16 protein-coding genes are annotated in these 19,025 nt (G+C 68.8%); 6 read left to right on the forward strand and 10 right to left on the reverse strand.

The genetic code is table 11. The annotated features are described in order from the left end of the window. Positions 1 to 157: 157 nt before the first annotated feature. Together DI526_RS19700 and bfr are read left to right on the forward strand one after the other, a co-directional pair. Positions 158 to 343 (forward strand): bacterioferritin-associated ferredoxin, encoded by a 186-nt coding sequence (locus DI526_RS19700; RefSeq protein WP_304281509.1) that lies wholly within the window; start codon positions 158 to 160, stop codon positions 341 to 343. Between the two features lie 112 nt (positions 344 to 455). Then, entirely contained in the window at positions 456 to 938 is a 483-nt protein-coding gene (bfr, locus tag DI526_RS19705) for a bacterioferritin (protein WP_304281512.1), read from the forward strand. Positions 939 to 943: 5 nt separating this feature from the next. Here the strand turns inward: bfr and DI526_RS19710 are convergent, their stop codons facing one another. Then, positions 944 to 2,746, reverse strand: coding sequence for a methyl-accepting chemotaxis protein (locus tag DI526_RS19710; protein ID WP_304281515.1), 1,803 nt, complete (start codon positions 2,744 to 2,746; stop codon positions 944 to 946). A 329-nt stretch (positions 2,747 to 3,075) separates the two neighbouring features. On the opposite strand from DI526_RS19710, the gene DI526_RS19715 reads away from it, so the two are divergent. Next, complete coding sequence (locus DI526_RS19715; protein ID WP_304281517.1) at positions 3,076 to 3,651, forward strand: tryptophan-rich sensory protein; 576 nt, start codon at positions 3,076 to 3,078, stop codon at positions 3,649 to 3,651. Positions 3,652 to 3,794: 143 nt separating this feature from the next. Here DI526_RS19715 and DI526_RS19720 read toward each other — a convergent pair whose 3' ends face one another. The 4 genes from DI526_RS19720 to DI526_RS19735 all read right to left on the reverse strand — a co-directional run bounded on the left by DI526_RS19720 (position 3,795) and on the right by DI526_RS19735 (position 6,241). Then, on the reverse strand, positions 3,795 to 4,247 hold the full coding sequence (locus tag DI526_RS19720) for a DoxX family protein (RefSeq protein ID WP_304281520.1): 453 nt from the start codon (positions 4,245 to 4,247) through the stop codon (positions 3,795 to 3,797). Between the two features lie 11 nt (positions 4,248 to 4,258). Continuing rightward, complete coding sequence (locus DI526_RS19725; RefSeq protein WP_304281522.1) at positions 4,259 to 5,005, reverse strand: DNA-binding domain-containing protein; 747 nt, start codon at positions 5,003 to 5,005, stop codon at positions 4,259 to 4,261. Further along, positions 4,998 to 5,828 (reverse strand): DUF692 domain-containing protein, encoded by an 831-nt coding sequence (locus DI526_RS19730; RefSeq protein WP_304281524.1) that lies wholly within the window; start codon positions 5,826 to 5,828, stop codon positions 4,998 to 5,000. Before DI526_RS19730 ends, DI526_RS19725 begins: the two co-directional genes overlap by 8 nt. Positions 5,829 to 5,962: 134 nt before the next feature. Continuing rightward, a complete protein-coding gene (locus DI526_RS19735; RefSeq protein ID WP_304281527.1) occupies positions 5,963 to 6,241 on the reverse strand; it encodes a DUF2282 domain-containing protein in 279 nt (92 codons plus the stop codon). 188 nt (positions 6,242 to 6,429) lie between these two features. Here DI526_RS19735 and DI526_RS19740 point away from each other — a divergent pair, with 188 nt between their 5' ends. Together DI526_RS19740 and nrsF are read left to right on the forward strand one after the other, a co-directional pair. Next, positions 6,430 to 6,966, forward strand: coding sequence for a sigma-70 family RNA polymerase sigma factor (locus tag DI526_RS19740; protein WP_304281530.1), 537 nt, complete (start codon positions 6,430 to 6,432; stop codon positions 6,964 to 6,966). Then, on the forward strand, positions 6,956 to 7,594 hold the full coding sequence (nrsF, locus tag DI526_RS19745; RefSeq protein WP_304281533.1) for an anti-sigma-F factor NrsF: 639 nt from the start codon (positions 6,956 to 6,958) through the stop codon (positions 7,592 to 7,594). Before DI526_RS19740 ends, nrsF begins: the two co-directional genes overlap by 11 nt. A 31-nt stretch (positions 7,595 to 7,625) precedes the next feature. On the opposite strand, the gene DI526_RS19750 is transcribed toward nrsF, so the two are convergent. Genes DI526_RS19750 through DI526_RS19765 form a run of 4 tightly spaced genes read right to left on the reverse strand, consistent with a single transcriptional unit; the run spans position 7,626 to position 13,339 of the window. Next, positions 7,626 to 9,137: a tryptophan halogenase family protein gene (locus DI526_RS19750; RefSeq protein ID WP_304281537.1), complete on the reverse strand. Its 1,512-nt coding sequence runs from the start codon at positions 9,135 to 9,137 to the stop codon at positions 7,626 to 7,628. Then, complete coding sequence (locus DI526_RS19755; RefSeq protein ID WP_304281540.1) at positions 9,134 to 10,687, reverse strand: tryptophan halogenase family protein; 1,554 nt, start codon at positions 10,685 to 10,687, stop codon at positions 9,134 to 9,136. Before DI526_RS19755 ends, DI526_RS19750 begins: the two co-directional genes overlap by 4 nt. Continuing rightward, positions 10,680 to 11,819: a tryptophan 7-halogenase gene (locus DI526_RS19760; RefSeq protein ID WP_304281543.1), complete on the reverse strand. Its 1,140-nt coding sequence runs from the start codon at positions 11,817 to 11,819 to the stop codon at positions 10,680 to 10,682. The genes DI526_RS19755 and DI526_RS19760 overlap by 8 nt, the downstream gene beginning before the upstream one ends. Next, positions 11,816 to 13,339, reverse strand: coding sequence for a tryptophan halogenase family protein (locus DI526_RS19765; RefSeq protein ID WP_304281546.1), 1,524 nt, complete (start codon positions 13,337 to 13,339; stop codon positions 11,816 to 11,818). Before DI526_RS19765 ends, DI526_RS19760 begins: the two co-directional genes overlap by 4 nt. 448 nt (positions 13,340 to 13,787) lie before the next feature. Here DI526_RS19765 and DI526_RS19770 point away from each other — a divergent pair, with 448 nt between their 5' ends. Next, positions 13,788 to 16,988 (forward strand): TonB-dependent receptor, encoded by a 3,201-nt coding sequence (locus tag DI526_RS19770; protein ID WP_304281549.1) that lies wholly within the window; start codon positions 13,788 to 13,790, stop codon positions 16,986 to 16,988. Positions 16,989 to 17,104: 116 nt separating this feature from the next. On the opposite strand, the gene DI526_RS19775 is transcribed toward DI526_RS19770, so the two are convergent. After that, positions 17,105 to 19,025 (reverse strand): beta-glucosidase (locus DI526_RS19775; RefSeq protein ID WP_304281552.1); only part of this gene is annotated, 1,921 nt, incomplete at its 5' end.

The raw sequence follows: 19,025 nt of genomic DNA on the forward strand, positions 1-19,025 counted from the left end.
GGGGCGTATTCATCGACTTCCCCCTCCGGTCGCTGCGCGACCACCTCCCCGTAGGGGAGGATTTGAGCGTGCTTCATCCGTTACAATGAGAGTCACTTGCAAAATGCCTCGCCGTGAGCTAGATGAGAATGAAACTCATTCGGTAGGGCGTTCTTCCTTGTACGTCTGCAATTGTAACGGGATCCGCGAGCGTCAGGTGCGCGCCGCCATCGACTCCGGCGCCCAGCGGCCGGCCGACATCTTCCGTCATCACGGTTGCCAAGCGCAGTGCGCCAAGTGCGTCTGCGAGATGCGCGAGATGATTCAGGAAAGCCGCGAGGCCCTGGCCTACGCCGCCGAATAGGCCCAGCTCTCCACGGCTTTTCGTGAGAGCGCGAAACAGTCGCAGACAATCCTGTTGAAGCCGCTTCCGGCCTGCTTCAGGTTCGCCCACAGACGAATCCAAGGAGGCCGCCATGCAGGGCGATCCGGGCATCATCCGACTGCTCAACGCGGTGCTCACCAATGAGCTGACGGCGGTCAACCAGTACTTCCTGCACGCGCGGATGTACGACAACTGGGGCTTCAAGCGTCTCGGCAAGATCACCTATGACGAGTCGATCGGCGAGATGAAGCACGCCGACATGCTGATCAACCGCATCCTGTTCCTGGAAGGGCTTCCGAACCTCCAGGACCTGCACAAGCTCAAGATCGGCGAGACGGTCCCCGAGTGCCTGAACAGCGACCTGCAGGTCGAGCTGGGCGGTCGCGAGACCCTGATCCCCGGCATCATCCAGTGCGAGCAGGCCCGCGACTATGTCAGCCGCGAACTGCTGCGCGAGATCCTCAGCGACACCGAGGAGCACATCGACTTCCTCGAGACCCAGCTGTCGCTGGTCAAGTCGCTGGGCGAGGCCAACTACCTGCAGTCGGCCATGGGCGAGCTGCCGTCGTCGTAAGCTTTTTAGGCCGCCGCGCGCGCCGGCTGGTTGTCGAACTTCTCGACCAGTTCGCCCAGCCGCGAGGCCTCGCCCTTTAGCGAGTGGGCGGCGGCGGTCGTTTCCTCGACCATGGCCGCGTTCTGCTGGGTCATCTGGTCCATCTGGTTCACGGCGCTGTTGACCTGGCCCAGGCTCAGGGCCTGCTCCTTGGCGGCGGTGGCGATCTCGGCCACCAGCTCGGAGATGTCGCTGACGCGCTGGATGATGCTGCCGAGCGCCGAACCGGTGCGGTCGACCAGGGTGACGCCGACCTCGACCTTGTCGGTGGCCGCGCCGATCAGGACCTTGATCTCCTTGGCGGCCTCGGCCGAGCGCTGGGCCAGGGCTCGGACCTCCTGAGCGACGACCGCGAAGCCCTTGCCGCTTTCGCCGGCGCGGGCGGCCTCGACGCCGGCGTTCAGGGCCAGAAGGTTGGTCTGGAAGGCGATCTCGTCGATGACGCCGATGATCCGGCTGATCTGGGCCGAGGCGGTCTCGATCTCGCGCACGGCGATGACGGCGTCGCGCACCGAGACCTCGGTGGCGCGGGCCTCCTCGCGGGCGGCCTCGACCATGCCGTTGGCGCGGCCGGCGCTGTCGGCGGCCTGACGCACGGCGCCGGTGATTTCGTTCAGCGCAGCGGCGGTCTGTTCCAGGCTGGCGGCCTGTTGCTCGGTGCGCCGGGACAGGTCGTCGGCGGCCTGGGCGATCTCGGCCGCGCCGACATGGACCCCGCGCGACGAGGTCCCGATATCGCCGAGCGTGGCGTTGAGGGTCTCGGCCGTGGCGTTGAAGTCGTGGCGCAGGCGTTCGTAGTCGGGGTGGAAGGCCTTGTTCAGGCGCGCGCCGATCTGGCCGCCGGCCAGGCGGGCCAGGCCCTGGGCCAGGCCGTCCATGGCCTCGCGACGCGCATCCTCTGCGGCGCGGCGCTCGGCCTCGGCGGCGAGGCGGCTTTGCTCGGTGTCCAGGCGGGCCTGGTCCTCGCGGTCGCGCAGGGCCCGACGCTCCAGCGCGGCCTCGCGGAACACGGCGATCGATTTGGCCATCTCTCCCAGTTCGTCGGAGCGTCTCGCGAACGGCACCTCGTTCTCGTAGTCGCCCTTGGCCAGCTTGGCCATGTAGGCGGTGATGGCCTCGACGGGACGCACCACGGCGCGGCGCAGTGCCCAGACGCCGCCCAGGATTAGCCCGCCCAGCAGCAGGGTCAGGCCGGCCATCACGGTCAGGTCCCAGACCTGCTTGCGATGGGCGGTGGCCTCGACGGCGGCGTTGTCCGCGCCGATCGTGGGCGTGGCCTTGTCGACCTGGGCGCGATGGGCGGCATAAGCGGTCTTCAACGCGGCGTAGGCGGCGTCGGCGCCGGCCTGGTCGCCGGTCTCGACGGCGGCGACCAGTCGGTCGGCCGCGTCCAGCATCGTTTTGGCGTGGGTGTCGGAGTCGACGAGCAGGATCTGCTTCACCTGCGGGTCGACGTCGGTCGTCCGCCAATAGGCGACGCGGGCCTCGTACTCGCCGCGCAGGCGCTTGAGCTCGCCGGCGGCCCAGCGCGCGGAGTCCGGCGTGCGGGTGAAATAGGCCGTCTGGGCGTCGAGATAGGCCTCGATCACGTACATCGGCGGCGGCAGGATGTCGGCGGTCAGGTCCTTGCCGGCCACGATCTGCCGGTAGAGCGGGCCGCCGATCCGCTGGTTGGCGATCGCGTTCCACGAACCGGCCGTCAGGAGCACCAGACCCACGGCCAGGGCCGCGCCGAACAGGCTCATGGCCCCGGACAACTTCACACGCATGACGCCCACTCCCCCCAACGCGGAGAGCAAAAACGCCACAGGATGCGTGAATTGGATCTTAATCGATCGGCGACCGTCCCCGGATTGGGGCGCTTTGTCCGCGCGCAACCGTTTTAGGCGCAAGGTCTTTGCGTGCGCCCGTGCATCGCCGCGACGAATTGACGCAAGCTTTTGAGGCGGAGCATCGGAGCGGCGGACGGGCTTCGGTCGCCGTCATTTTCGGGTGGCGCCGCGCACGGATCGCGCCATGATGCGGCGAGCTCGGCCGCCCTGGAACCAAGGCTTGAGCTGGGCTGTTTGACCTTGCGAGTTCAACAGGGAGTTCCGCCATGCACATCGCCCACGGAAAGTCGCGCGAGCGCGCTCTGCCCGGCCGCGAGGCGTTCGAGCTGGACCAGCGGAAGGACTTCCACCCGGCCGGCCAAATCGCGGTGGGCGCGGCCCTGGCCAGCGGCGCGATCGTGGCGGCGCTGCTGATGGGGCGGCGGCACGAGAAGGTGCTGGACGACGAGATGTACGCCGTCGAGTTCGCCGAGATGCACGAGCCGGTGGCCCACCAGCCCAAGCCCCTGACCAGCCTGCTGCTGCCGCCGCTGTTCATCGCCATGACCTTGTCGGGCCTGCGCACCTGGAACGCCCCGTCCAGCCCCGCCCGCACCCGCGCCCTGACGATCTGGAGCCTGGTGCAGGGCTTCAACGCCCTGTGGCTGGGCCTTGGCGCCAAGCGCCTGGGCGGCGGGCTCAGCGCGGCCACGGCCTCGCTGGCGGCCTCGGCGGCCTACGCCATCGAGGCGCGCAAGGTGGGCGGCGGCGCGGCCCCGGACCTTGGCTGGGTGGGGCTCGCCAACGCCCTGAGCTCGCAGCTGTGGCGTAAGCCCGTGCCGCGCGCGCCGACCATCCATTAACGTCGCCGATCTCCCCGGCGAAGGCCGGGGCCCAGATGCCAGAGCGCCCGCCTCCAAGAGGATCGCGGGCGTTTTTGCATGCGCCTCGCAGTCTTACGATCTGGGTCCCGGCATTCGCCGGGAAAGTCGGAGGAGAGGGGAGCTCAGGGGATCTTCAGCACTCGATCCAGCCCGAACCGTCCGCTTCCGCGCGCGATAAGCGGCAGCAGCAGGCCCGCCCATGACAGGTGGGTGGGCCACGCGTCGGGATAGACGAAGATCTCGATCACCGCCGTCATGCCCAGGAAGGCCAGGGCGGAGACGCGGGTGAACAGGCCCAGCACCAGCAGGATCGAGAACAGGTGCTCTGAGTAGGTCGCCGCGTGTGCGGCGATGTCCGGCGGCAGCAGCGGCACGTGGTACTCGCTCTCGAACAGGGCGTAGGTCCCGTCTGTGATGTGAAGAATCCCGTCGACCTTGGTGCGGCCTGACAGGAAGAAGACGGAGGCCACGCCCAGGCGAGCGACCAGCAGCAGCAGGTCCTCGGGCAGCAGCTTTTCAGCGGTACGGGCGAGCAGGGTTATCGGCGCGCGCAGCGCCGTCGAAAAGTTGGTCATGGGAGTATCCTTCAGAGGCGAGCGGCGAACACGCCGTCGGCGATCAAGGCGGCGAACAGGGAAGCAAAGGGGGCGTGCGGATCAGCGGTCGTGGCGGCTTCGGCCGCCTGACCGGCGGTGAGTCCATCGCGGCAGGCGCGCAAGAAGGCCGTCTCGGCGGCGCCAACGACCCGGCTGGCCACCGTCTCGCCCCGGCGGACCAGAAGCAGGGTCTCGGGCGTCTCGGAGAGTTCGAGCTCCTCGGCGCCGTCGCGGGCCGCGCGCCACAGGCTGGGCAGGCCAGCGTCGAAGGCGTCGAAGCGGACGCCGGGGTGGAGCGTCAGCCTCGTCTCGGCGAGGGTCTCCGGGGGCAAGTGCGACAGGGCCTGGGCGTCCAACACCGGCGCCTCGACGGCGAACAGCGCCTCGGTCCACAGGCGGTCGAGGTGCGCGATCCCGGCCAGGTACGGCAGCTCGGCGGCGGGCGGGAAGCGCTCCAGCCAGACCGGGAAGGCCTCGCCATAGTCCAGCAGGGCGGCGCTGGCCGGCGGCGCCTCGCGGGCGAACAGGGCGGCGGCGGCGCGGAACCAGTCCTCGCCGACCATCGATTGCACGGTGGGGAAGTTGGCGGCCAGGGCGTCGACGCAGCCCTTGGCGATGGTGTTGCGATAGACAGCGAGGCCGGGGTGCTCGCCCTCGTCCAGCCAGGGGGACAGGGCCGCGCGCTGGCCGCCGATCGCGGCGACGAAGGCGTCCTGGAAATCGAGCAGCTCAGGCATGGACAGCCTCCAGGGCGGAGAGCTCGGCGGCGGCGCGGTCACGCTCGGCCATCAGCGTCGCGAAAGCGGGGATGTCGTCGTCGCGCTCAATGAGCGTCGGGCGAGGGCCGATGCGGCGGATCAGGCGGCGATAGAGAGCCCAGACCGGCTCGGCCACCGGCGCGCCGTGGGTGTCGATCAGGAGGCCGGAGCCGCCTTCGTCGGGGCCGTGGCCGGCCAGGTGGATCTCGCCGATCGCCTCGGCCGGCAGGGCGTCGAGATAGGCCTCGGCGCTGTAGCCGAGGTTGCTGGCGCTGACGAAGACGTTGTTGACGTCGACCAGCAGGCCGCAGCCGGTGCGCGCGACCAGCGCCTTCAGGAAGTCGACCTCGTCGAGGTCGTGGCCCTTCAGCGGCAGGTAAAGCGACGGGTTCTCGATCAGCACGCGGCGGCCCAGCGCCGTCTGCATCTGGTCGATATTGTCGGCGATGCGGGCCAGCGCCGCCTTCGTGCGCGGGAAGGGCAGCAGGTCGGGCTGGTGCGCGCCACGATGGGTGGACCAGGCCAGGTGCTCGGAGACGACGAACGGCTCGAACCGGTCGACAAGGCGTTTGAGCGCCGCGAGGTGTCGAGCGTCCGGATCGGCGTCGGCGGCCAGCGACAGGCCCACGCCGTGCAGCGATAGCGGCCGCTGGGCGCGGATCGCCTCGAGCGCCGAGAGCCTGGGACCGCCGGCCGACATGTAGTTCTCGGGATGGACCTCGAACCACAGGCCCTGAGCCGTTGCCGCGAGGGCGTCGGCATAGTGCTCGGGTTTCAGGCCAAGGCCGGCGATGGGGGACATTTTCAGCATATCCAGCGCGTCATCCCGGACGGCGAGGCCGATCCGGGACCCAGGCGAGCGGCAGTGCGGCGGCCCTGGGTCCCGGCTCTACGCTACGCTTCGGCCGGGATGACGATGTTTTGGAGATTGACCGCTTAAGCCTTCGGCGTCAGCGAGCCCATGCCCTTGGGGGTCTTGGTCGTGACGCAGGTACCCTTCGGCACCATCTTCCAGGCGTCGCCCTGGTAGTCGACCTTCGAGGTGCCGGCGCACGAGGTGCCCGCGCCCGCCTTGCAGTCGTTCTGGCCGGCCTTGGCCACGCCGTAACACTTTTCGGTGTCGCCCTTGGCCTTGTGGTCGTCGGCGGCGGCCATCGAGACGCCGGCGCTCAGGGCGATGACGGCGGCGAGGGCGGCGGAAGCGGTGCGGTTCATGGAGGTTCTCCTAAGCGTTTCGCGCCGAGGCGGCCCTATCACCGCTCGGTCATGGGCAAGTACGAAGCGGAACTGTTCGAGGTTACACTGGTCGGCGAACAAATTTTCGACCGATCTCGTGGGGCAGGTTCACAGGGGCGCGATCGGCTGTGTAACCATCGGGACCTCGCGCGCGAATAGGGGTGGGCGTGACGGAGACCGAGACTCGTTTGAAGGCGCTGATGTTGCGCGGGCTGGAGGGCGATGCTCCGGCCTATCGCGCTTGCCTGGCCCTGCTCGGGGCGCGGCTTCGCGCCTATTTCGCGCGTCGGATGGCCGGCGCGCCCGGTGATGTGGAGGATCTTGTGCAGGAAACGCTGCTGGCGGTGCATCTGAAGCGGTCGACCTGGGACCCGTCCCAGTCGTTCACCGCCTGGGCGCACGCGGTGGCGCGCTACAAGCTGATCGACCACTGGCGGCGGCGGAAGATCCGCCAGACCCTGCCGATCGAGGACCACATCGAATTCCTGGCCGCCGACGAGCCCGAGCCGTCCGTCGGTATCGAATTGGACCGGGCCCTGGCCAGCCTGCCCGACAAGCAGCGGATCCTGGTCTCCGACGTCAAGCTGACGGGTCTGTCCCTGGCCGAGGCCGGGGCGCGGGCCGGTATCTCCGAGGGCGCGGCCAAGGTCGCCCTGCACCGGGCCCTGAAGGTCCTGGCCCAGAGGATGCGCCATGCGGACTGAGGACCTGATCGACGCCCTGGCCGCCGACGGCGCGCCGCTCCGTCCGCCCCCCGGCCGCCTGGCCGCGGTCGCCGCGGCCGGCGCCCTCGCGGCGCTGGTCCTGGTGCTGGCCTGGCTGCGTCCGCGCCATGACCTGGGCCAGGCCGTTCAGGGCGGCATGTTCTGGATGAAGGCGCTCTACACCGCCGCCTTGGGCCTCGCCGGCTATCTGGCGATCGAGCGGTTGTCGCGACCGGCGGGCGGCGGACGGCGCGGCTGGCTGGTCGGCGGCGCGGCCTTGGCGCTGTTCGCGGTCGCTGGCGTCGTCCAGGCGATGGGCAGTCCAGACATCCAGGCGGCTCTGCACATGCTGCGCGGCCACTCCTGGCATTCGTGCAGCCTGAACATCCTGATCCTGGGTCTGCCGATGCTGGGTCTGGGCCTTTTCGCCGTGCGCGGCATGGCGCCGACCCGGCCCGTCGCCGCGGGCTTCGCCACGGGGCTGTTCGCGGGCGGCGTGGCGGCGACGGTCTATGGCCTGCACTGCCCGGAGAGCACCTTCACCTTCGTGGCGCTCTGGTACAGCCTGGGCGTCCTGCTGCCGGCCCTGATCGGCGCCATCGTCGGGCGCTGGGCGCTGCGCTGGTAGGCCTCTCCGGCGCCGAGAGCCAACGGGCGGTTCAGCCTACCATCGCGTCGCAGTTGGCCCGGATGAACGCGAAGTGGTACGGCATTACCTCGGCGGATCGCGCGATCACGGCCTTGATCTCGGCCATGCGCGCCTTGAACAGTCCCTCGTCCATGCAATCGGCCATCGGGTCGTAGCTTTCGGGCATGACGCCTTGGCCAATCATCACCGCGAACCACGAGGTGTCGTTGAACAGCTCCTCGTTCTCGCGGAAGACGCGCCCCGAGCCTTTGAACAGTTCGATCTTGTCGGCCAGATAGTCGGGGATCGGCATCTCGCGCAAATAGTCCCAGTAGGGCGTGTCGTCGCGCTGGGTGGCCTTGAAGTGAAGGATCAGGAAGTCCCGGATCGTCTCGTACTCGAAGGTCATGACCCGGTTGAAGCGGTCGGTGTCGGCCTGCCGGAAGCGGCGATCGGGGAAGTGAGCCAGCAGCTGCGCGATGCCGACCTGGATCAGGTGGATCGACTGGCTCTCCAGCGGCTCCATGAAGCCCGAGGACAGGCCGATGGCCACGACGTTCTTGTCCCAGGTCTTCTTGCGGCGGCCGGCTGTGAAACGCAGCAGGTTCGGCTCGGCCAGGGGCTCGCCGTCCAGATTGGCCAGCAGCAGCGCCGTGGCCTCGTCCTCGCTGACGAACTGGCTGCAGAAGGCGTAGCCGTTGCCCAGCCGATGCTGCAGAGGGATGCGCCATTGCCAGCCGTGCGGCCGGGCGGTCGCGCGGGTCACCGGGGCAAGCGAGCCGCCGAGCGCGCACGGCACGGCCACGGCGCGGTCGTTGAGCAGCCATTGGCTCCAGTCCTCGTAGCCGGCCTTCAGGGCCTGCTCGATCAGCAGGCCCCGGAAGCCGGAGCAGTCGACGAAGAGGTCGCCTTCGACGACCTCGCCGCTCTCCAGGGCGATCGAGGTGACAAAGCCGGTCTCGCCGTCCTGCTGGACCGACTGGATGCGGCCCTCGCGCCGCGTGACCCCGCGCGCCTCGGCGTAGTCCCGCAGGAAGCGGGCGTAGAGGCCCGCGTCGAACTGGAAGGCGTAGGCGATCTGGCCCAGCGGCGAGTTGGCCTGGCCGTTGGGCCGCATGAACTTGCCTTGCCGCGCGCCGACCGTCTGCAGGCTGTAGGCGCCGAGGTCGTCTTCGAGGCCCAGGGCGTGCAGCTTCAGCCAGTAGGCGTGGAACGACACGCCCTCCATGTCGACGCCGTAGGGCCCGAACGGGTGGTGATAGGCATGGCCGATACGCTTCCAGTCGACGAAGTCGATACCCAGCTTGAAGGTCGCCTTGGTCTTGCGGACGAAGTCGTTCTCGTCGAGCCCCAGCATCCGGTTGAAGATGTTGATCTGCGGGATGGTCGACTCGCCGACGCCGACCGTGCCGATGGCCTCGGACTCCACCAGGGTGACGGTTGTGTAGCCGTCCTTCAGGAAGCGCCCCAGCGCGGCGGCGGTCATCCAGCCGGCGGTGCCGCCGCCGACGATGACGATGCGGCGCAGGCGGTGGTCGGTCATGCGGGAACTCTGGCGGCGGGCGTTGGCGAAGCGGCGCAATAGCGGGCGATGAAGGCTTCGTGGGTCGGCAGGGCCTCGGCGGTCCGGCGGATCAGCGTCGCCAGCCGCGAAAGCTGCCCCCGGACCATCGCGTCGTCGAGGGCGTCGACCAGCGGGTCGTGGCGATGCGGGATCACGCCCTGGCCCAGCAGCACGGCGATCCAGCTGGGCTCGGCGAACAGGTCGTAGTCCGACTGGAACAGCCGGCCCGACGCGGCGAACAATGCGATCTTGCGCGCCAGGGTCTCGGGGATGGCCATTTCGCGAGCCCTGACCCAGTAGGGCTCGGTCCGGCCGTTGGTCTTGAAGTGCAGGATGATGAAGTCCCGGATCAGCTCGACCTGCTGAGCCGTCAGGCGATTGTACTCGGCGATCTCCACCGGATCGAAGCCCTTGTCCGGGAACAGGGCCAAGAGCTTGGTGATCCCGGCCTGGATCAGGTGGATCGAGGTGCTTTCCAGCGGTTCCAGGAAGCCGGACGACAGGCCGATGGCCACCACGTTCTTGACCCAGGCCTGGCGACGCCGGCCGGCCTGGAAGCGCAGGAAGTTGGGCTCGGCCAGGGCCGGCCCATCCAGCGTGGCGCGCAGCCGGGCCACGGCCTCGTCGTCGCTGATGTCGGCCGAGGCATAGACATAGCCATTGCCGGTGCGATGCTGCAGCGGGATCCGCCAGCGCCAGCCGGCGGCGTCGGCGGTGGCGCGGGTGTAGGGCGTCAGGCCATCGCCGCCGGTCTCGCACGGCATGGCCACCGCGCGGTCGTTGGGCAGCCAGTGGCTCCAGTCGTCATAGCCGGCCTTCAGGGTCTGCTCGATCAGAAGCCCTCGGAAGCCCGAGCAGTCGATGAAGAGGTCGGCCTCCAGCGTCGGGCCGCCGTCCAGGGTCACGGATGTCAGGAAGCCGGTCTCGCCGTGCTGGGCGACGTGGGCGACCTTGCCCTCGATCCGGGCGACGCCGCGCTGCTCGGCATAGGCGCGCAGGTGCTTGGCGTAGAGGCCAGCGTCGAAGTGGAAGGCGTACTTCAGGCTCGACATCACCTGGCGCGGATCGCGGCTGGGCAGGGCGAACCGCCCCAGGTGCGAGGCCCGCGCCGACAGGTTGAAGGCGTCGATCGGCGGCGCCCAGCCCTCGTGCAGGGCGCGCAGCCAGATCTGGTGGAACTTCAGAGCCTCGATATCCAGGCCAAAGCCGCCGAACGGATGCAGGTAGCGGTGGCCCGGGCCCATCCAGTCGACGAACTCGATCGCCAGCTTGAAGCTGGCCTGGGTGGCGCGCATGAACGCCGCCTCGTCCAGGCCAAGCAGCTGGTTGAAGGTGGTGATCGGCGGGATCGTCGCCTCGCCGACCCCGACCGTGCCGATCTGCTCGGATTCGACCAGGGTGATCGCGACGTCACGGGCCTTCAGCGACTTGGCCAGGGCCGCGGCGGTCATCCAGCCCGCCGTACCTCCACCGACGATCAGGATTTTGCGGATCGGGTCGGCGGTTCTCGCGCGGGAAGCCTCAGACATGCGGCATCGCCTCCGCCGTCTGGGCGATCACCGCGCGCATTCGCTCGAGGACCGCCCGGGCCCGGTCCAGCGGCATCCGTTCGGCCAGGGGATCCCAGCGCCGGGGGACGACGCCGCGCGCCAGGAAGGCGTGGATCCAGGCGCTCTCGGACCAGATTTCCTCGTCGTACATCACCACCCGGCCCCGGCTCTCGAACTGGGCGATCTTCCAGGCCAGCGGCTCGGGCGGCGCGTCCAGCGCGCCCCAGCGCAGGATCGCCATGTCGCGGGCTCGCTCGAGCGCCGCCTCGGACAGCCGGTTATACTCCGCGACCGCCGCGGGGCCCGTCGGGAACAGGGCCACCAGGCGCGAGATCGCGCCGTGCAGCAGGTGCAGTTCGCCGCCGTCCGCCGCTCCGATCGCGCCATGGGCGGCGCCGACGGCCACCACCTTGCCCGCCATCGCGCGCTCTCGACGGCCCGCCCTCAGCGGCGCGCCCGGTGTGAACAGCGGCGTCAGGCCGTTCTCCTCGGCGGACATCGTCAGGCCGGTCGGCAGCCAGGCGCTCCAGTCGATCCAGGGCTCGTCGCCGATCAGCCGCGCCTCGGTCCCGGTGGCGTCGACCAGCAGATCGGCCTCGGGGCGGGCTTGCGCCTCCAGCAAGGCGACGCCGGCGCGCAGGGCGGTGGCCTTGAGCAGCTCGGCATAGGCCGCTCCGTCGAGGGTCAGGCCGTGGTCCAGGGTCGAAAGCGGCGACCGAGGATCGCGGCTGGCGGGCGCGAAGCGGCCGCGCGCGGCGGCCTGGGCCGCCAGGCTCCAGGCGCCGAGCGGCGCGCCTTCCGCCGCCCGCAGCCAGTAGTGATGAAAGGGCACGCCCTCAAGCATGGCGCCGGTCTCGCCGTAGGGCGCGACAGCCTCCCCATAACGCGAGCCCAGAGTCGGGCTGGCTCGGCAGACCTTGGCGACCATCTCTTCGGAGAGCCCCAGGCGCGTGTGAAGGCCGCGCAGGCTGGGCAGGGCGGCGATGCGCCCCGGCTTGGGCGGCGCGGTCTCGGCGACGGCGATGGTCACGCCGCGCGTCGCGGTCGCCAGCGCCGCGGCCGTCATCCAGGCGTCGACGCCCGATCCGACGACCAGAACCGAGCCGATCATGCGGCGGCTCCGGCGCCGGCCGCGGTCCGCAGGAAGGCCTCGTGCCGGGGCATGGCCTCGACGACCCGACTGATCTCGCCGCTCAGCCCGGCCATGATCTTGGCCGCCTGCTCGGCGTCGACGGCGTCTAGCAGCGGGTCCCAGTGCTCGGGCATGATGTTCTGGCCCAGATAGACCGCCACCCAGGAGGGCTCCTTGAAGAAGCCGTCCTTGTAGCCGACCACGGTCCCGCGCTCGCGGAATAGGTCCATCTTGTAGGCCAGGCTGTCGGGAATAGGCCCGGTGCGTCGGTCGTTCCAGAACGCGGAGTCGGTTCGCTGCGTGGCGTGGTAGTGCAGCACCAGGAAGTCGCGCACCCGCTCGAACTCCAGCGCCATGACCCGATTGTACTCGTCCTGATCGGCGGCCTCGAACCCTTGGCTCGGGAACAGCTCTAGCAGGGTCGATATGCCGACCTGGATCAGGTGGATCGAGGTGCTCTCCAGCGGCTCAAGGAAGCCTGACGACAATCCGATCGCCACGACGTTCTTCAGCCAGGCCTTGCGCCGGCGTCCGGTGACGAAGCGCAGGACGCGCGGGTCCGCCTGGGCCTGGCCGTCCAGCTTGGACAGCAGGACACGGGCGGCCTCGTCGTCGTCGATATAGCTCGAGCAATAGACGTAGCCGTTGCCGACGCGATGCTGCAGCGGGATGCGCCAGCGCCAGCCGCTATCGTCGGCGGTGGCGCGGGTATAGGGGACCGGCGGCTCGACGGACGCGCAGGGGACGGCCACGGCCCGGTCGCAGGGCAGCCAGCGGGTCCAGTCGTCGTAGCCCGCTTGCAGGGTCTGCTCGATCAGCAAGCCCCGGAAGCCCGAGCAGTCGATGAAGAGATCGCCCTCGATCCGGCGGCCGTCCTCCAGCACGACGGCGGTGACGAAGCCGTCTTCCGGGCGCTGGTCGACGGCGACGATCTTGCCCTCGGTCCGCGTCACGCCGCGCGCCTGGGCATGGTCGCGCAGGTACAGGGCGTAGAGGGCCGCATCGAACTGGAAGGCGTAGTTGTAGGTCGAGCCCAGCGAGCGGGGATCGCTCGCGGGCGGGGCGAACTTGCCCGCGCGGGCGGCCATGACCGGCAGGCTGTAGCGCTCCAAGGCGTCGAACGGCCGGCCGGTCGCCAGGGCCTGGGCCCGGGCCCGCAGCCAATGCTGGTGGAAGTGGACGCCGCCGATCGAATGGCCAAAGGTCCCGAACGGGTGGATGTAGCTCTGGCCCTTCTCGCCCCAGTCGCGAAACTCGATGCCCAGCTTGTAGGTGGCCTGGGTGCGCCGCATGAAGTCGGCCTCGTCCAGGCCGACACGCGCGTTGAAGTCGCGGATGTGCGGCACCGTGGCTTCGCCCACGCCCACCGTGCCGATCTCGGCCGACTCGATCAGCTGGATGGAGACCGGCAGACCCTTCAGAATCGCGGCGAGGCCGGCCGCGCTCATCCAGCCGGCCGTGCCGCCGCCGACGATCACGATCTTGCGCACGGGGGTCATGAGCGCAGCCTACCGCCCATTCCGCGCTGACGGGAAGAGACCCGCGCGCCCCACCGGCTGAAGGTCGCGTCCACGCGCGACCGGACGACACGCGCCGTCATCATGTTTCCTCCCCGCCACGCTCGCACCGGATTTTGACGGTGCCGAACATGGATGTTTGACAACGCTGTCGCGCGCTGTAATCGTTGTTTCACCCGGACATCGAGAATCCGGTTCGCGTGGCGATACCACGGAATGGGAGGCGACCCAGCAAGGTTTGAGTGCGCGGTACGATGCGCGCTCCATCCCGAATGGTAGCGTTCCCAAACCTTATGGCTAAGCGAACCGCGTCTGCGTGACAATGCTTGACGAACATCGTTCGTTCGTGTGACCTGCGCAAAAATGGTCACGGTAACATGACCGCCGGCGGGGCTGACGCTTCGTCGAGAAACACAAGGGGAGGGAATTCATGGGAACGGCCAAAAGGCCGTCCGCCGCTCGCGGACGTGACTCAAAAGCCAACAGGCTGAAGTATGGCGCCTCGATACTGGCGCTGGGCGCGCTGGTGTTCGGCGCACCGGCTCTGGCGCAGACCGCGGCCAAGGCGGACGACAGCCAGGTCGTCGACCAGGTGGTCGTCACCAGCATCAAGCAGAGCCTCAAGAGCAGCCAGCAGCTGAAGCAGTCGTCCGACATCATCGGCGACTCGATCACCGCCGAGGACATCGGGGCCCTGCCGGACCGTTCGGTCACCGAGGCGCTGTCGCGCGTTCCGGGCGTCTCGATCAACCGTTTCGCCGCCGGCGTGGACCCTGACCACTTCTCGGTCGAAGGCTCGGGCGTGGTGGTTCGCGGCCTGAACTTCGTCCGTTCGGAGCTGAACGGCCGCGACACCTTCACCGCCAACAACGGCCGCATCCTCAGCTTCGCCGACGTTCCGTCCGAGCTGATGGGCGGCGTGGACGTGTTCAAGAGCCCCTCGGCCGACATGATCGAGGGCGGCATCTCGGGCACGGTGAACCTGCGCACCCGCCTGCCGTTCGACAGCAAGGGCCAGATCCTGTCGCTGTCGACCGAAGTGACCTACGGCGACATGATCAAGAAGTATCGCCCGTCGATCACCGGCCTCTATAGCAACCGCTGGGACACCAACGCCGGCGAGTTCGGCCTGCTGGCCTCGTACGTCAATTCGCGCCTGGCCAACCGCAGCAACGCCATCCAGGCGTCGAACTTCGGCTGCCGCACCAACCTTGGCCAGGCGGTCTCCGACTGCGGCAATGGCACGAAGGGCGTGTGGTTCCCGCGCGGCGCGGCGTTCCGCTCGACCGACACCGACCGCAAGCGCGAGGGTCGCGCCTTCGCCGCCCAGTGGAAGAGCAACGACGGCACGATGCAGGCCGCGTTCCAGTACCTGCGCTCGAAGGCCGTGGCCGACTGGACCGAACACGCCGTCGAAATCGCCACCGACAACGTCACCAGCAATGGCGACTCGCGTCCGGCCGAAGGCACGACCTTTAGCTTCGACGACAGCGGTGTCTTCACGAAGGGCGTGATCACCGGCACCACCGGCTGGCGCGCCGACCAGCAGGGCAGCGATCCGCGCACGCCGATCGACGGCCTGCAGTCGAACAATATCCGCCGCGACGAGACCCAGACGACGATCACCTCGGACTACGGTTTCAACTTCAAATGGACCCCCAACGAGCACTGGGGAATCCTGTTCGACGCCCAGCACGTGGACTCGTCGGTCGACGCGGTCAGCATGGGCATCTGGGGCTCGACCTTCCAGAACGCGGCGATCACGCTGAACGGCAAGAAGCTGCCGAACATCACCTTCCTGCCGCCGTCGAACGGCACCTCGCTGCCGACCTGCGCGCCGTTCACCGACAGCTGCACCTCGTACCTGCGCGGAACCCACGGCAGCTTCAGCGACCCGTACAACAACTTCTGGCGCTCGGCGATGGACCACATCGAGCAGTCGGAAGGCACCGAGGACGCCGTCAAGCTGGACGTCGAGTACAAGTTCAACGACGACACCTGGTTCGAGTCGGTGAAGGGCGGCGTGCGCTGGTCCGAGCGCGACCAGACCACGCGGTTCTCGACCTACAACTGGGGCGTTCTGTCCGAAATCTGGGGCAGCGGCGGGCCGGTCTGGATGGACGACCCGATCAACAGCAACCCCAATACCCCCGGCGGTGCCAACAGCACCGCCCAGGTCGAGGCCTATGCGTTCGACAACTTCCTGCGCGGCAAGGTGGCCGTGCCGACGGCGGGCCAGCCGCGGCTGTTCTACACCGGCAATACGGTCGAGAACTACGCCGAGGTCTCCAAGTTCGCGCTGTCGGTCGGCGACGAGTGGCGTGATCGCCTGGCCGGCGGCTGTCCGCAGAACTGGGTGCCCCTGGCCCAGCGCTGTAACGTCATCGCCGGGACGCCCTTCCTGCCGCAGGAAATCAATCCTGTGAACGAGAAGACCCAGTCGGCCTATCTGATGACGCGCTTCCGCGGCGACATGGGCGACGCCCGCATCAGCGGCAACATCGGCCTGCGCTACACCAAGACCAAGCGCGTGGCCGACGGCTTCACCGCCTTCCCGAACGCCACGGGCCTCGCCACCGAAGCCGACTGCGCCGCCATCCCGGACGGCCAGACTCCGTCGCCGTTCTGCCAGCTGACGCCGGCGGTGCGCGCCCAGGCCCGCGCCTGGGCCAACGGGGCGGTGACGCCCTCCACGGCCAAGTCGTCCTTCGAATACTGGCTGCCGAGCTTCAACATGAAGATCGTCATGCCGCACGGGCTGCAGTACCGGATCGGCCTGTCCAAGACGGTCACCCCGCCCGATATCGGCCTGACCCGCAACTACTACAACCTGGCGCGCAACACGAACGCCGTAGGCATCACCGGCGGTCGCCCGACGGGCAACGTGACGGTCGGCAACCCGTACCTGAAGCCCTCCCAGGCCAAGAACATCGACGCCTCGATCGAATGGTACTTCGCCCCGGTCGGCTCGCTGACCTTCGCGGCCTTCTGGAAGCAGCTGACCGACGTCAACTTCAACTCGACCGCCCGCATACCGTTCACCAACAACGGCGCCACGTTCGACGTTCTGGTGACCACGCCCGGCAACTCCAGCAAGAAGTCGACGGTCAAGGGCTTCGAGATCGGCTACCAGCAGTTCTACGACTTCCTGCCCAAGCCGTTCGACAAGCTGGGGATCAACGCCAACTACAGCTACATCGACAGCTCGGGCGTGCCGCAAAGCACGCTGTCGGCCACCGATCCCGACGTGGCCGCCGGCCGCGTCACCACGGTCGACACCAGCAAGCTGCCGCTGCAGGGCCTGTCCAAGCACAACGCCAACTTCGCGCTGGTCTATGAGACCAACACGGTCTCGGCGCGCCTGGCCTACAACTGGCGTTCGGACTTCCTGCTGACCGTCCGGGACGTGATCGTGCCGTACGCGCCGATCATGAACGAGGCCAGCGGCCAGCTGGACGGTTCGGTCTTCTACAACATCACGCCGAAGATGAAGATCGGCGTCCAGGGCGTGAACCTGCTGAACGAGACCACCCGCACCACCCAGGTCCTCAACAACGAGCTGCTGAAGACCGGCCGCTCGTGGTTCATGGCCGACCGGCGCTACACGCTGGTGCTGCGGGCCAGCTTCTAAAGGGGCGAGCGACGGGCCGCGGCTCCAGCGTCTGGAGCCGCGGCCAAGTCGTTCTTCCGGACGCCTTGAACGCGCACCGCCTTCCCGGCGGTGCGCGTTTTCTTTGGGGCGTCCGTCTAGCGAGCCTTGGACGACACCGGCAGCTTGGCCCCGGCCAGGGTGACAGGGGCGGTGGCGACCAGGGCCCGCGACGAGGCTCCCAGGGCGACATCGTACTGGCCGGCCGCGATCGACCAGCCCTGCGCCGCCTGATCCCAGGTGGCCAGCAGGCGAGGATCCACCGTCAGGGTCACGCGCTGGGTCGCGCCTGGCGCCAGGGCGACCTTCTTGAAGCCGGCCAGGCGCTTGGGCGCTTCCCAGCCTCCGGCCTTCGGCGAGACATAGACCTGCGGCACGTCCTTGCCGGCGCGGGCGCCGACGTTCTTGACGTCGAAGCTGACGGTGACCTTGTCGCCGGCGACGCTGGCGGTCAGGTTCGAATAGGCGAACTTGCTGTAGGACAGGCCGTGGCCGAACGGGAACAGCGGCTCGATCTTCTTCAGATCGTACCACTTGTAGCCGACCGCGGCGCCTTCGATGTCGTAGTTCACGTCGAACAGGTCGTCAGGCTTCTTCGGATCGCCGTCGAGCTTCGGGCGGGGCAGGTCGGCCACGCTCCTGGGGAAGGTGACGGGCAGGCGGCCCGAGGCGTCGACCTCGCCGGTCAGGACGCGGGCGATGGCCTCGCCGCCCGCCGTGCCCGGGTACCAGGCCTCGACCACGGCGCCGACCTTGTCCAGCCAGGGCATGACCACAGGGCCGCCGGTGATCAGAACGACCACGGTCTTCTTGTTGGCCGAAGCCACCGCGTCGATCGTGGCGTTCTGGTTCTTGGGCAGGTTCAGGGTCTCGGCGTCGACCGACTCGGTGGTCCACTGGTCGGCGAAGACCAGGGCCAGCTCGCTCTGCGCGGCCAGCTTGGCGGCGCGGGCCGGATCGGTCCCGTCGTCATAGACGATCTTGGCGCCCGGATAGCGCGCCTGCAGCGCCTTCAGCGGCGACGAGGGATAGTAGATCACCGGGCCCGGCCAGGTGGCGGGCTCCAGGCCTTTCACCGCGCGGCCGCCGGCCGGATAGACCTGGGACGAGCCGCCGCCGGACAGCACGCCGACGTCGGCGTGGGCGCCGATCACCGCGATGGTCTTGGCGGTCTTGGCCAGGGGCAAGAGGTCGCCATCGTTCTTCAACAGGACGATGCCCTCCTCGGCGTCGGCCTGGGTGACCTTGGCGTGGGCGGCCAGGGTAGCGGCCGGCAGGTCGTGCGAGGTCGGGGTGGGGACCGGATGGTCGACCGCGCCGCTGGCGAACAGGGCGCGCAGCACGCGACGGGCCATGTCGTCGATCCGCGCCTGGCTGACGCGGCCGGCGGCGAGGTCGGCCTTCAGCGGCGCGGCGAAGAAGGGCTGCTTGTCGAAGGCGTCGCCCGCCGACTCCTGGTCCAAGCCCGCATTCGCCGCCTTGGCCGACGAGTGCGCCGCGCCCCAGTCGGACATGACATAGCCCTTGTAGCCCCAGTCTTTCTTCAGGACGGTGTTCAGCAGCCAGTCGTTCTCGCAGGCATAGGTCCCGTTGACGCGGTTATAGGCGCACATCACCGAGTGCGGGTCCGACTGCTCGATGGCGAACTGGAAGGCCAGCAGGTCCGACGTGCGCGCGGCCGTCTCGCCGATGTTGGAGCTGACCACGAAGCGGCCGGTCTCCTGGGCGTTCAGGGCGTAGTGCTTGATCGTCGAGATGATCTTGTTCGACTGGATGCCGCGGATCTGGGCCGCGACCATCACGCCGGCCAGCCAGGGATCCTCGCCGCCATATTCGAAGTTGCGGCCGTTGCGCGGCTCGCGGACCAGGTTCACGCCGCCGGCCAGCTGGACGTTGAAGCCGGAGTCACGGGCCTCCTTGCCGATCATGGCGCCGCCCGTCTCGGCCAGGTCGGGATTCCAGGTCGCGGCGGTGGCGATGCCGGCGGGCAGGGCGGTGCGCGCGCGCAGGTCCTGGCGC

Origin of the sequence: Caulobacter segnis (assembly GCF_003243465.1) — a bacterium.
Taxonomy (GTDB): domain Bacteria; phylum Pseudomonadota; class Alphaproteobacteria; order Caulobacterales; family Caulobacteraceae; genus Caulobacter; species Caulobacter segnis_A.

Coding starts and splice junctions, on each gene's coding strand:
- nrsF (WP_304281533.1), top strand. CDS start 6,956: ATGCGGACTGAGGACCTGATCGACGCCCTGGCCGCCGACGGCGCGCCG.
- DI526_RS19730 (WP_304281524.1), bottom strand. CDS start 5,828: ATGTCCCCCATCGCCGGCCTTGGCCTGAAACCCGAGCACTATGCCGAC.
- DI526_RS19720 (WP_304281520.1), bottom strand. CDS start 4,247: ATGACCAACTTTTCGACGGCGCTGCGCGCGCCGATAACCCTGCTCGCC.
- DI526_RS19755 (WP_304281540.1), bottom strand. CDS start 10,687: ATGTCTGAGGCTTCCCGCGCGAGAACCGCCGACCCGATCCGCAAAATC.
- DI526_RS19715 (WP_304281517.1), top strand. CDS start 3,076: ATGCACATCGCCCACGGAAAGTCGCGCGAGCGCGCTCTGCCCGGCCGC.
- DI526_RS19710 (WP_304281515.1), bottom strand. CDS start 2,746: ATGCGTGTGAAGTTGTCCGGGGCCATGAGCCTGTTCGGCGCGGCCCTG.
- DI526_RS19750 (WP_304281537.1), bottom strand. CDS start 9,137: ATGACCGACCACCGCCTGCGCCGCATCGTCATCGTCGGCGGCGGCACC.
- DI526_RS19725 (WP_304281522.1), bottom strand. CDS start 5,005: ATGCCTGAGCTGCTCGATTTCCAGGACGCCTTCGTCGCCGCGATCGGC.
- DI526_RS19735 (WP_304281527.1), bottom strand. CDS start 6,241: ATGAACCGCACCGCTTCCGCCGCCCTCGCCGCCGTCATCGCCCTGAGC.
- DI526_RS19760 (WP_304281543.1), bottom strand. CDS start 11,819: ATGATCGGCTCGGTTCTGGTCGTCGGATCGGGCGTCGACGCCTGGATG.
- DI526_RS19765 (WP_304281546.1), bottom strand. CDS start 13,339: ATGACCCCCGTGCGCAAGATCGTGATCGTCGGCGGCGGCACGGCCGGC.
- bfr (WP_304281512.1), top strand. CDS start 456: ATGCAGGGCGATCCGGGCATCATCCGACTGCTCAACGCGGTGCTCACC.
- DI526_RS19770 (WP_304281549.1), top strand. CDS start 13,788: ATGGGAACGGCCAAAAGGCCGTCCGCCGCTCGCGGACGTGACTCAAAA.